Source organism: Streptomyces boetiae (genome assembly GCF_031845405.1).
Lineage (GTDB): Bacteria > Actinomycetota > Actinomycetes > Streptomycetales > Streptomycetaceae > Streptomyces > Streptomyces boetiae.
Genome location: NZ_JAVREN010000039.1, coordinates 15729 through 27853, shown reverse-complemented (window position 1 = coordinate 27853; position 12125 = coordinate 15729). Strand labels below are relative to the sequence as shown.

Here is a 12125-nt window from a genome sequence, read left to right as displayed (position 1 = left end):
TGAGCAGGCCGGCGGCCGTGGCGCTCATGCCGAGCCCGGCCCGCGCCTCCTCCAGCACGGGTCCCAGGCCGGTGACGGCGGGCCGCAGGTTGACGGCGGCCAGCAGCAGGGCCGCGACCGCGAGGGCGCGCGAGGGGCCGGCGGCGCGCCCTTCCGAGCCGGGCCGCGGCGGCGCCCGGCGCGGGGCTGGGGCTTCCTCCTCCGGCACTCCCGCATCGTATAATCATGGGATGAGTCTGCGTCCAGTCCCCCGCCCCGCCGGCCTGTTCGAGCAGGTGGTCGCCGCGCTGCGCGCCCAGATCACCTCCGGCGCCTGGCCCGTGGGCTCCCGCATCCCCACCGAGCCCGAGCTGGTGAGCCTCCTGGGCGTGGCGCGCAACACCGTGCGCGAGGCCGTCCGCGCGCTGGCGCACAACGGCCTGCTGGACATCCGGCACGGCTCTGGCACCTACGTCGCCGCGACGAGCGAGCTTGCCGGGGTGATGTGCCGCCGCTTCGCCGCCACGCCCCGGGAGGACGTGGTCGAGGCGCGCGGCGCGCTGGAGGTCGCGGCGGCCGGCATGGCGGCGCGGCGGCGCACCGAGGAGGACCTGGCGCGGCTGGCCGATCTGCTCCGACGCCGGGAGCTGGCCTGGGAGTCGGGCGAGCGGGACGCGTTCGTGGACGCGGACGCGGCCTTCCACCTGGCGGTGGTCGCGGCCTCGCACAGCGAGGTCCTGGCCGGGCTGTACGCCGACCTCGGGGAGGTGATCCGGCGCTCGCTGCGCGAGCACTTCGAGGCGGGGCTGAGCCAGGCCGCGCACATGGACCACGCCCGCCTCCTGGAGGCGATCCGCGCCGGGGACCCGGACGCGGCATCCGCCGAGGCCGCCTCCCACACGGCGGCGGCCTGCGCCGCGGCGGGCTGAAGCCGCCGCGGCGCGGGACGGCCCGACGCAGGACGGCCCGCGTCGGGCCGTCCCGGGTCAGGCCGGGGGCTGCTCCGTGGCGAGCAGGTCCTGGAGCTCCGCCACGGCCACCCGCAGGCGGTCGGCGAAGACGTGCATCTGCTCGGCCACCGGGCGCGGCGTGCTGAGGTAGAGGTTGAAGCGGTCGGGCAGAAGCACGTAGGCGACGCCGATGCACCGGTCGCTGGTGGAGCCGAAGCCGAAGTACTGGATGTTCTTCGACGGCGCCGAGCTGGTGCTGAGGTAGTCGTCGCGCATCTTCACCCAGCCCGGCGTCCCGTACAGCGTCAGCGGCTCCGTCGCGCCCAGTTCGGCGCCGCGGCGCTTCTGGATGAGCTGGAGCTCCCACAGGTGCTGCTCGGGCGCCTCGCCGGCCTGGCACTCCTTGGCGCGGCGCACGTGCGCGTCGGCGGCGGCGCGGAACGCGGCGAGCCGGGCGGCGGTGTCGGCCCCCGGGTCCTCCATGGCCGCGACGAACGCCAGCACCTCGGGCGTCACCACGCGCATCGCCTCCGTCCTGCCGCGCCGGTACTGCCGGGTGGCGATGGACTCGTAGGTGGCGCCGATGTGCCCCTTGGAACGCTGGTGGGCGAGCTGGTAGGCCATCTGCACGAAGGCGTCGGGCGATATGCGCAGCTGCTTGGCGCGGTTCTGCCCGAAGTCCTCGAAGGAGACGGTGGTGGTGGCGGTGGCCTCGGCGTAGGCGGCGAAGGAGGCGCCGGCCGCCGCGATGTCGGAGCGCAGCGCCTCGTCCAGGGTGAACTCGATGAGCTCCACGGGCGGCAGGCCCTGGGAGCGGGCGCCGGAGGCGGCGGACTGCTCCTCGGCCGGCGTGCCCAGGAGGGCGTCCACGAAGCTGAGGATGGTCGTTCCGTCCAGGCCGCAGTGCTCGACGTTGATCCCGGCCCGGCCGTCCTCGAAGACGATCAGGGAGACGGCCTTGTCGAACCAGCGGTTGCCGCTGTCGCCGTGCAGCAGCAGGTCGCAGGCGTTCAGCGTGTCGCCGGGGGTGACGTCCTCCAGACAGACGCAGAACAGCGCGGTCTCGATCTCCTCCAGGGCGGCGGCGTTGCCGGGCGCGGCGGCCAGCAGGGCCTGACGGCTGGCCGCCCACTCGGCGCGGGCCTTGGTGGTGAGGTGGCCCACCGAGGTGTCGGGGGCGGCGCGCACCGCCCCGGCCTTGAGGACGTCGCGCAGGCCGGCCGTCAGGTCGTCCAGGCTGTGGGGGGCGCCGTCGGGGCCGATGACGTCCATGCGGAAGGCGTTGCCGCGGTGGAAGACGACGATGTGGCGGGCCGCGGAGGGGCCGGGCCACTCGCCGGTGTAGGGCACGCGGACGGTGTCCTGCTCGGCGCCGGGGATGCGGGTGGCGGAGAAGAGGAACTTGTTCTGCTCCATGGACAGCGGGCGACCGCGCTGGGTGACGGGCGGGACGCGCTCCTCGTCCAGCAGCTTCTTGTAGTGCACGGCGGCGGCGATGAGGCCGGCGGCCCGGTCCACCTGGCCCTGGTCGGTGTCCTGGAAGAGGAAGAAGAAGTTGGCGTTCAGCGCGATCCGGTCGCGCCGGCCCAGGTAGCGCGAGGGCCAGAAGGTGTCGAGCCAGCTGTGCACGCCCTCGGTGGCGTCGTACGCCTCCAGGGCCGCGTGCAGCGTGCGCGCGGGGCTGTCCTCGCGCAGGAACTCCTCCACCGCGGCGGCGGTTTCGGCGCGCTCCTCCTCGGTCAGCAGCGGCGCGGACCACTCGGTGAAACGCCGGCAGGTGTCCTCCAGGGCGGGCAGCGGGACGCGCGGGAGCGTGTCCTCGTGCTCGAAGGTGCGGGCGGAGGTGGGCTCTTGACTACTGTTCACGTTCGTCCCTGCGCTGGGTGGTTGGGAATGCGGGAGTCGGGCCTGGCCGGCCGCGAGGGGGATGACGGCGCTGTGCGCGGCGCGGGGGCGGGAGAGGTGAAGCTGGGCGTAGAGCCAGCCGTCGGTCTCCAGACCCTGCGGGTCGACGCCGACGTCCGAGAGCGTGTCCAGGACGAGTGACTGCTCCTCGGGCGAGGCGAACCGCCGCTGCTTGAAGGTGCGGTCCAGTCGAACGGTCTCGTATCCCTCCCCGGCCAGGGTCTCCGTGACGGATTCGAAGGGGAACATCCGCAGCACGAAGTGTGCCATCCACGGCCGCCGGTCGCCATGGGCCTCCACGACGCGGGTGAGGGTGCGTTCGGTGACGTAGCCGAAGCAGCCGGTGGAGATGATCAGGTCGGCCGCGGCCAGGCGTTCGGTCTCCCGGGGGGTGGGCTCGCGGCCCTCCAGGTCGGCGTGGACGGCGGCGTCGAGGAAGCCGGCGGCCAGCGCGTAGGACAGGGCGGGGCGGGAGGTGTCCAGGCCGGTGAAGCGGGCCCGGCCGGGCCGCTGGCGCCCGCGCACCAGCTCGCGGTCGCGGGTCAGCAGCGTCTCGCGGCTGAGGGCGCCCACGGCCTCGGCGCCGTAGCGCCGGTACAGCTCGTCCATGGTCAGGTCGCAGGTCAGCAGCGCGGCGTTGATGCCGTAGGAGCAGCCGATGTCCAGGACGGTGGGCGCGGTGACGCGCCGGGCCTGGCGGTACTCGTCGAGGAGGCGGGCGAAGTAGGGCTTGGCGAGCTGGGGGATCCGGTAGTCCAGGCGGCGCAGGGTGGTGAAGTAGTGGCGCGGGTCGGGCTGGGTGTAGATGTGGTCGAGCGAGATCTTGCCGGTCGTGTCGAAATGCACGAGTCGCGTTCCTTCGGGAGACCTGGGAGCGGGGTGGGGGGTCGGCGGCGAGGCCGCGGAACGCCGGGCTCCGTGTCAGTCGAGCAGCTGGTCCACCCGCACGGCGCGGTCCGCCGCCGCGAGGTGTTCGGGCAGGACCCGGCCGAAGAGCTGCCGGGTGCGGGCCACGCTGCCGATGACGCCCGGCCGCTCGCTGTAGGCGAAGATCGCCGTGTGCCGCTCCGTCGCGCCGCGCACTTCGCTCACCCGGTGCAGCGAATACCGGCCCTTGAACAACTGCAGGTCCCCCGGCCGCAGTTCGAGGCGGCGGATCAGGTGCCCGCCGCGGCCGGTGATCACGTCACGCACGTCGCCGAAGTTCTCCGCCCGGGCGGACCTGATGCCGGGGCAGTATTCGAAGACGCCGCCGTCCTGGGCCTGTTGCGTGAGCATGCTGACGGTGAACTCGTTGGTGTCGAAGTGCCAGGGGTGCTCCATGCCCGGCCGCACGACGTTCAGCACCAGCCCGGAGAGCGGGTCGGCCAGTTCGTGGAGCCGGGGCAGTTCGAAGCAGTCGGCGACGAAGCGCTGGAACAGCTCGCCGGAGTAGAGGCGGTGGATGACCGCGTCCTGGGGGATGCGGTCCCGGGAGACGAACGCGTTGCCGCGCCGGAAGGGTATGCGCGCCGGGTGGTCGGCCGGGAGGGAGTCGTCCACGGCGATGTTGTAGGCGTTGACCGTCTCGACCTCGTCGTGGGCGAGCGGGGCGACCGAGGCGCCCTCGCGGCGCAGCGTGTCCTGAAGGGCGGGAGGGATGAAGCCGGGCAGCACGCTGCACCCGGCCTCGGCCAGCTCCCTCCGCGTCCGGGCGACGACGGACCGCCACGCCGGGCTGTCGGGCTCCGTGAGGGGATAACGGACGGTGTCGACCACCTGTCCGATCAGCCGGGCTTCCGGAGTGCTCATCAGGTCCTCGCAGACGTCAAAGGGGACTTAGCCCATTCATGTCATGCGACCCCTGGGCGTTAACGTCTTTGTGACTGATGCCACCTACAGCCACACGTGAGGACTCAACCGCCGCAGGGGTATGTGTCATCCCTCTGCGAGACGCCGCAGGGGGCGGCCGAGCAAGCCGCCCCGGTCTCCGGGGCGGCCGACCGCCTCAGCTCAAGTGGACCGGGAGAGCGCGGTAGTCGTTGACGATGAGGGAGGTGTTGCGTTCCAGGGACGCGGGGTCGGCGGCCAGGTGGATGCGGGGGAAGGCGTCGAAGAGGGCGGGGAGGGCGATGGATGCCTCCAGGCGGGCCAGGGGGGCGCCCAGGCAGAAGTGGATGCCGTGGCCGAAGGCGAGGTGCTGCTTGTCCTCGCGGTCGATGGAGAAGGACTCGGGATCGGCGTGGACGGCCGGGTCGCGGCCGTGCGCCCCGAAGGCGATGAGAATGAGGTCCCCGGCGGCGATGGTCACCCCCTCGCCCAGGTCGATGTCGGCCGTCGCGAAGCGCAACGGCACGTGCATCACCGGCGGTTCCGCGCGCAGCGCCTCCTCGATGACGTCCGCCCACCGCGCCTCGTCCCGCCGCGCCTCGGCGAGCTGGCCGGGATGGGTCAGCAGGGCGACCACGGCATGGTCGATCAGCGAGACGGTGGTCTCCGAGCCCGCGCCGATCATCAGCACCAGCGTGGAGAGGAGTTCGCGCCCGGAGAGGCGATCGCCGTCCTCCGCCTGGAGGTTGACGAGCTGGCTGGTCATGTCGTCGCCGGGATGGGCCCGCTTGTACTCCAGCAGCCGTTCCATGATGAGGAATTGGCGCTCGCTGGTGAGCCGGGCGGCCTCCAGCGAGGCGCCGGTGTTCACGATGCTGTCCACCAGGGCGAGCATGTCGGGCCGCTGCTCGCCGGGGACGCCGAAGAGGTCGCAGATCACGCGGGTGGGCACCTGGTAGGAGAACGCCGCCCGCAGGTCGACCGGTTCGCCCCCGGTCCTGCGCGCGAGGCCCTCGATCAGCTCCGCGACCAGGGCCTCGATGGCCGGGCGCAGCGCCTCGACGCGGCGGGCGGAGAACGCCGAGCCCACCAGGCGGCGCAGCCGCGCGTGGTCGGCGCCGTCGGTGGTGAGCATGCTGACCGTGTCCACGAAGCTGCTGATCCAGGCCACGGCCCCGGGCTCGTACCCGGGCCAGGAGTGGCGGGCGTCCCGGGAGACGTCCGGGTGGTTGAGCAGGGTGCGCACGACGTCGCCCCGGGTCACCGACCAGGCGGTGAGGTTCTCGGGGAGCCGGACGCGGACGGCCGGCCCGGCGGCGCGCAGCTCGGCGGCCTCGGCGAACAGGCGCCGCCCCAGGGGGTCGAGGAGGACGGGCGGACGCGCGGCGGCAGAGGGGTGGGTGGACATGCGATGTCTCCTTCGGTGTGCGGCGAGGGAGCGGCGATCGCATGCCGCGTTCGGGTGGGTCGCTTCCGCGGGGGAGGACGGACGCGGCATCGAACGTGCGCGCGGCGGTTCGCGCGCGTGTTCCCACGGCCAGGGTGGCGGCAGGCGGCCCTCCCGCCTACCGCCAAGTCCGGCCATTCCCCGTGGTCGCGGCTGGGGCGACTGATGCTGACGGAACGTCAGACGCTCTCGCCGCGCGCCACCTCGGGCCCCGGAGCGGCGCCCGGCCCCTCCCCCGGCGCGCCGGCGCGGACGGCGGCGCGGGCGGACGTTCCCAACCGGGTGTGGTGGAAGAGCAGGTTGAGGGTGAACGCGGTGCAGGCGGCCAGCGTGATGCCGCTGCCCAGCAGGATCTCCGCCGAGGAGGGGAAGTTCTCGAACATGCCGGGAGCGGACTCCGGCAGCAGGCCGACGCCCACCGACGTGGCGGCGATCGTGGTGTTCACCCGGTCCCCCAGGTCCACCTTGCGCAGGGTGTTGATGCCGATGAGGGCGACGGTGGCGAAGAGTATGAGCCCTACCGCGCCGACGACCACGCCCGGCAGCGCGGCGACGAGCGCGCCCAGCTTGGGGACCAGGCCGAGCGCCACGAGGATCGCGCCGCTGGTGGCGGTGACGTAGCGGCTGACGACGCGGGTGGTGGCGACCGCGCCGACGTTCTGACCGAAGACGGTGTCGATGAAGGAGGTGAGCACCCCGGCGAGCAGGCCGGAGAGGCTGTCGCCGACCAGCCCGCGCGCCAGGTCCGCGCGCGAGACGGGCCTGCCGGTGATCTCGCCGACGGCCAGCATGCTCGCCGTGGACTCGGCGAACACCACGGCCATCACGATGGACATGGCCACCACCGCCGCGATGGGGAACTGCGGCGCGCCGAAGTGGAACGGGTCGGGCAGCCCCAGCCAGTCCGCCTCCCCCACCCCGTCCAGGTGCACCAGGTCCATCGGGATCGCCAGCAGCGTTCCCGCCAGCAGGGCGATGAGGACGCCCAGTTGGGACCACACCCCGCGCCCGGCGAGCAGGAACGCGACGGCGATCAGCACCACCAGGGCCGCCAGCCCGATGTGCAGGGGGCGCGCGAAGTCCGGCGCGGCGGGGTCGTTGCCCACGATCAGCCCGCCCGAGACGCCGATCAGGGACAGGCCGACGACGGTCAGCACGCTGCCGGTGACCAGCGGCGGGAAGAAGCGGATGACGCGGGCGAACGGCACGGCCAGGGCCAGGCCCACCACTCCCCCGGCCAGCATCGAGCCGTACACCGCCTGGAGGCCGTGCTCCTCGGCGATGACGATCATCGGCGTCAGCCCGGCGAAGGTGGCGCCCGTGACGATGGGCAGCCGGACCCCCGCGATCCGGCCCAGGCCCAGGCTCTGCACCAGCGTGATGAGGCCGGCCACCAGCAGGTCGGCGTTGATCAGCAGCGCGACGGTGGAACGGTCCAGACCGGCCGCCGCGCCGAAGACCAGCGGCACGGTGACGCACCCGGTGTACATGATCAGCACGTGCTGGAGGGCGAACGCGCTCTGCCGCACGAAGGGCAGCCGCTGGTCCACGGGGTGCGGCGGGCTCGGCGCTTCGGCCATGGGCTCTGCCTCCTTCCGGAGTCCTTCGGTGATCCTTTCGGGTCCTTCCGGGCAGACATTCACGCAGGCGATCGTTGCCAGGCCCGCCCGATCATGTAGCGCGGGCGTTACCCCGCCCCGAGCGCTCTGAGCCCTCTGCCGGCCCCACCGGCGAGTACAGCGGGAGCCTCTGGGAGGACGCCGCCGAGGAGTTCGCGCGCCAGGGCTTCGCCGTGGACGGGCGGGCCTACGCCCCCAAGCCGCCCGCGTCCCCGACTGGCTGGACTGGTGCCACTTCCACCGGCCCCGCACCGGAATCGGCGGCCAGACACCCGCCGGCCGCGTCACCAACCTGCCCGAACGACACAGCTAGCGCGTGGTCGCGCCGAGGTCCAGCGTCAGCTCCCGGGTGAGGTCGTCGAAGTTCCAGGCGCCCTCGCGGGCGGCGGTGTTGGTGACCCAGAAGACCATGGAGCCGTCGTCGAGGTAGCGGGCGATGACGCTCAACGACCAGTCGTTGCCGCCGCTGTGCAGGGCCACGGGCGTGCCGTCCTCCAGCGTGAACGTCATCCAGCCGTAGCCGTACGCGAAGGGCGGGTCGTCCTCGCTCTCCGGCGGCATCTCGGCCCAGGGCTCGACCAGGCGCTCGCGCGCGCCGGCGTCCAGCACGGCGCCGCCCTGAAGGGCCCGGTGCCAGCGGTGCATGTCGCGGGCGGTGGAGAGCAGGCCGCCGTTGCCCCGGAGGTTCCAGTGGGGGCCGTCCTCGGCCCAGGGGTGGTCGTAGGGCCTGCCCATGGGCTCGCCGCGCGGGTCGTACTCGACGGCGACGTCCGCGGGGTCCCAGTCGGGCAGGACGTAGCCGGTGCTGGTCATCCCGGCCGGGGCGAACAGCTCCTCGGCCAGGTACGCCTCGTAGTCCCGGCCGGAGGCGATCTCGACCACGGCGGCCAGCACGCTGTAGCCGAGGTTGGAGTAGGCGAAGCGCTCGCCGGGCTCGGCGATCGGCTCGGCGGCGAGGGCGCCGTCGAGCATCTCTTCGCGGGTCAGCGGGTCGTAGTCGTCGCCCAGCGAATCGGGCAGCCCGGCGGTGTGGGTCAGCAGGTGGTGCAAGGTGATCTCCCGCTTGTCGGGCGGCAGTTCCCGGCCGTCCAGGTGCTCGGAGAGCCGGTCGGTGACGTTCAGCTCGCCCTGCCGCTCCAGCCGGAGGACGGCCGCTGCGGTGAACTGCTTGGTGTTGGAGCCGATGTCGTAGACCGTGTCGCAGCCGGCCTCGGGGTCCCCGAAGCCGGCGCAGTGCACCAGCTCGCCGCCGCGGTCCACGGCGACCGTGCCGTCGGCGCCCTGGGGCAGGAGTTCCTCCAGCACCGCGGCCACGGCCGGGTCGGTGAGCGGGGCCTGTTCGCGCTCCCGCTCCTCGCCGCCGCAGCCGGCGGCCAGCACCGCGGCCACGGCCAGCGCCACGCCCGCCCTACGGGTCCGCCGCGTCCGGGTCATCCCCCGGCCTCCCTCGCTCGCGCGGCCCGCGCGCTCCTCGCGCGGACCCTTCTGACCAGCGAGGCTAGGAAGCCGCCCCCGCCGGGGTCGTCCCGCGCGGGAGCCAAGTCCGCGGCGGCCGGTCCCCCGCTGGGGGGACGCGGGGAGTCCCCCGGGGCGGCCCGGTCAACGCCCGCCTCACCAGGAGGACTTGGTGACCCCCGGCAGGTACCCGGCGTGGGCCTGCTCGCGGACGGAGACGCGGGAGAGGCCGAATTTCCGCAGATAGCCGCGCGGGCGGCCGTCCCCGCTGTCGCGGTTGCGCACCCGCGTGGCGCTGGCGTCCCGGGGCTGCCGCCTCAACTCCCGCTGCGCGGCCTCGCGTTCCTCCGGGGAGGTGCCGGGCCGACGGATGATCTCCTTCAGCTCGGCGCGGCGGGCGGCGTAGCGCTCGACGGTGGCGCGGCGCTTCTCGTTCTTGGCGATCTTGCTCTTCTTGGCCATCAGATCCGCTCCCCCCGGGCGCGCATGCGGGCGACGGCGGCCTCGATGCCGATGACGTCGATGGTCTTGATGGCGCGGGCGCTGAGGGTGAGCCGGACCCAGCGCCCCTCGCCGGGCAGCCAGTAGCGCCTGCGCTGGATGTTGGGGTCGAACCGGCGCCGGGTGCGGCGGTGGGAGTGCGAGATGCGGTTGCCGAAGCCGGGTTCGGCTCCGGTGAGCTGGCAGCGGGCGGACAAAGCGGCGGCACCTCCGGGAGCACGACTAACGTTAATGAAAATCGTTGCCATATACTAGCAGCATGGCACGCAACGAACTCCGCCCGATCGTCAAGCTCCGCTCCACCGCCGGGACCGGCTACACCTACGTCACCCGCAAGAACCGCAGAAACGACCCCGACCGCCTGGTCCTGCGCAAGTACGACCCGGTCGCCCGCCGCCACGTCCTCTTCCGCGAGGAGCGCTGACTCCGGCCCCGCCGCCCCCGCGACCCCCGCGCCACGGAGGTCCGCGCCGCGCCGAGCGTCCCGGCCCGCGGCGTCATCTCCGCGTGACGGTGCGGGCGTTGGGAAGCGCGGGCGACGGCTTCTGCCGTCGCCCGGCGGTCTGGCAGGGTGGCGGGCATGACGAGCGAAGACGCCACGCCCCAGGACGCCCCGCCCTCCTCACCGAGGGTCGCCGTGCGCGGGGAGGCCCGCCTTGAGGTGGACCCGGAGACGGCGCGGATCACCATCACGGTCACCGCGCGCGGCACCGACCGGCGCTCGGCGCTGGCCGACCTCACCCGGCGGAACGACGCCGTGCTGGAGCTGCTGCGCTCTGCCGGGGAGGCGGTGGAGAAGATCGAGACCGGCTCCTTCAGCCTCAGCCCGGAGCTGCGGCAGGGGCGCGGCGAGCGCGTACGGGCGTACCACGGGCGCGTTCATGTGCAGGCGCTGTTCGTGGACTTCTCGGCCCTGGGCGATCTGGTCACGCGCCTGGCGGACCTGGAGCTGACCCGCGTGGACGGGCCGTGGTGGGGCCTGCGCCCCGACTCACCGGTCCACCGGGAGGCCCGGCGTCAGGCCGTGCGCGAGGCGGTCACCCGCGCCCGCGAGTACGCCCAGGCCGTCGGCGCGGACCTCGCGGGCCTGATCGACATCGCCGACATCGGCGTCGACCCGGTCCCGGCTCCGGCCTACGGCCTCGCGAGCGGCCCGGCCCGCGCGTTCGGCGGTGCGGCGGGAGCGGCCGAGGGCGCGCCCCCGGCCCTCGACCTCGAACCGCGCCGCCAGTCCGTCTTCGCCCGCATCAACGCGCGCTTCACCATCACCCCGCCGGTCCTGTAGCCCGGCGCCGCCGCCCGGCCGCGTCCCGGCCGACCGGGGCGCGGCGGGACCACCCGGCCGCGCACCCCCCTCCGCACCCCGTCCCCGCCGTCGCGCGACGGCGCACACGGTCACCAGTGCTAAATATGGGGCATGACGGTGCAAAACGGCCGAGCCGCCGAGGGTCCCGAGGACAGCGGCCCCGAGCCCCCGCGCCCCGCCGCGCTCCGGCGCCTGCGCTCCGCGCTGGGCGTGCGCACGGTCGCGGGCCAGGTCTTCCTGCTGCAACTGGCCCTCGTCCTGCTGCTCGTCGCGGCGGGCGGGGCCCTGCTGGTGCACCGGGCGCGGGACTGCGTGATGGACGACGCGCGCCACCGTTCGGCCGTGGGCGCCCACACCTTCGCCAACGCCCCGGGAACGGCCGCCGCCATGCGCGCGGAGGGCCCCACCGCCCGGCTCCAGTCGAGCGCCGAGGCCGCGCGAAGGTCCTCGGGCCTGGACTACATCGCCGCCATCAGCCCGGAGGGCATCCGCTGGACCCACCCCGACCCCGACCAGATCGGCCGGCCCGCAGGGGGGTCGTTGCGCGAGGCGCTGGAAGGGCGGGCGTTCACCCGCGTCGTGGACACCCCCCTCGGGCAGACCGTGAACACCACGGCGCCCGTCCGGGACCGCGACGGCACGGTGGTGGGCCTGGTCGGCGTCGGCATCACCGTCAGCCGCACGCAGGAGCAGGTCCGCGCGCAGGTGCCGCTCATCCTCGGCACGGCCGCCGGGGCGACGGCCCTGGTCACCGGCGGCACGGCCCTGGTCAGCCGCCGGCTGCGGCGCCAGACGCACGGCCTGGGCGCGGCCGAGCTGCGGCGGATGTACGAGCACCACGACGCGGTGCTGCACGCCGTGCGCGAGGGCGTGGTCATCGTCGGCGAGGAGGGGCGGCTGCTGCTGGCCAACGACGAGGCCCGGCGCCTGCTCGCCCTGCCGGAGAACGCTGAGGGACGCCCCGTCACCGAGCTGGACCTCGACCCCCACACGGCCGAGCTACTGGTCCGTGATGCAGCCGAACACCGTCCTGTATGCGACCAGGACCGTCAGGCCGCAGCGCCGCCTTCGGTGAGGCGCGCGCGTCGCCGGAACGGCGTACGCCGCCGGGCGGAGGCGCGAGCCGGGCGGCACGCTGGGGGTGGGGGCAGGAG

The 12125-nt window shown here is 74.0% G+C and carries 10 protein-coding genes and 1 pseudogene; 4 read left to right on the top strand and 7 right to left on the bottom strand.

The window, feature by feature from the left end; translation table 11 throughout:
• The first annotated feature begins 230 nt into the window (after nucleotides 1-230).
• Complete coding sequence (locus RM780_RS21525) at nucleotides 231-908, top strand: FadR/GntR family transcriptional regulator (protein ID WP_311632477.1); 678 nt, start codon at nucleotides 231-233, stop codon at nucleotides 906-908.
• Nucleotides 909-965: 57 nt separating this feature from the next.
• Here RM780_RS21525 and RM780_RS21520 read toward each other — a convergent pair whose 3' ends face one another.
• The 7 genes from RM780_RS21520 to rpmB form a co-directional block, all read right to left on the bottom strand.
• A complete protein-coding gene (locus RM780_RS21520) occupies nucleotides 966-3680 on the bottom strand; it encodes a choline/carnitine O-acyltransferase (RefSeq protein WP_311632476.1) in 2715 nt (904 codons plus the stop codon).
• A 75-nt stretch (nucleotides 3681-3755) separates the two neighbouring features.
• Nucleotides 3756-4625, bottom strand: coding sequence for a HalD/BesD family halogenase (locus RM780_RS21515; RefSeq protein ID WP_311632475.1), 870 nt, complete (start codon nucleotides 4623-4625; stop codon nucleotides 3756-3758).
• 196 nt (nucleotides 4626-4821) lie between these two features.
• Nucleotides 4822-6051, bottom strand: coding sequence for a cytochrome P450 family protein (locus RM780_RS21510; protein WP_311632474.1), 1230 nt, complete (start codon nucleotides 6049-6051; stop codon nucleotides 4822-4824).
• A 218-nt stretch (nucleotides 6052-6269) separates the two neighbouring features.
• Nucleotides 6270-7670: a uracil-xanthine permease family protein gene (locus tag RM780_RS21505; protein ID WP_311632473.1), complete on the bottom strand. Its 1401-nt coding sequence runs from the start codon at nucleotides 7668-7670 to the stop codon at nucleotides 6270-6272.
• A 348-nt stretch (nucleotides 7671-8018) separates the two neighbouring features.
• On the bottom strand, nucleotides 8019-9143 hold the full coding sequence (locus RM780_RS21495) for a serine hydrolase domain-containing protein (protein ID WP_311632472.1): 1125 nt from the start codon (nucleotides 9141-9143) through the stop codon (nucleotides 8019-8021).
• A 177-nt stretch (nucleotides 9144-9320) separates the two neighbouring features.
• Nucleotides 9321-9626 (bottom strand): 30S ribosomal protein S14, encoded by a 306-nt coding sequence (gene rpsN / locus RM780_RS21490; protein ID WP_311632471.1) that lies wholly within the window; start codon nucleotides 9624-9626, stop codon nucleotides 9321-9323.
• Nucleotides 9626-9862, bottom strand: a complete 237-nt coding sequence (gene rpmB, locus RM780_RS21485; protein ID WP_311632470.1) for a 50S ribosomal protein L28 — start codon at nucleotides 9860-9862, stop codon at nucleotides 9626-9628. The genes rpsN and rpmB overlap by 1 nt, the downstream gene beginning before the upstream one ends.
• A 62-nt stretch (nucleotides 9863-9924) precedes the next feature.
• Here rpmB and rpmG point away from each other — a divergent pair, with 62 nt between their 5' ends.
• The 3 genes and pseudogenes from rpmG to RM780_RS21470 all read left to right on the top strand — a co-directional run.
• On the top strand, nucleotides 9925-10089 hold the full coding sequence (gene rpmG / locus RM780_RS21480) for a 50S ribosomal protein L33 (protein ID WP_311632469.1): 165 nt from the start codon (nucleotides 9925-9927) through the stop codon (nucleotides 10087-10089).
• Nucleotides 10090-10245: 156 nt separating this feature from the next.
• Nucleotides 10246-10950, top strand: coding sequence for an SIMPL domain-containing protein (locus RM780_RS21475; protein ID WP_311632468.1), 705 nt, complete (start codon nucleotides 10246-10248; stop codon nucleotides 10948-10950).
• A gap of 132 nt (nucleotides 10951-11082) precedes the next feature.
• Nucleotides 11083-11664 (top strand): annotated as a pseudogene (locus tag RM780_RS21470) (histidine kinase); the annotation flags it as partial.
• Nucleotides 11665-12125 lie beyond the last annotated feature (461 nt).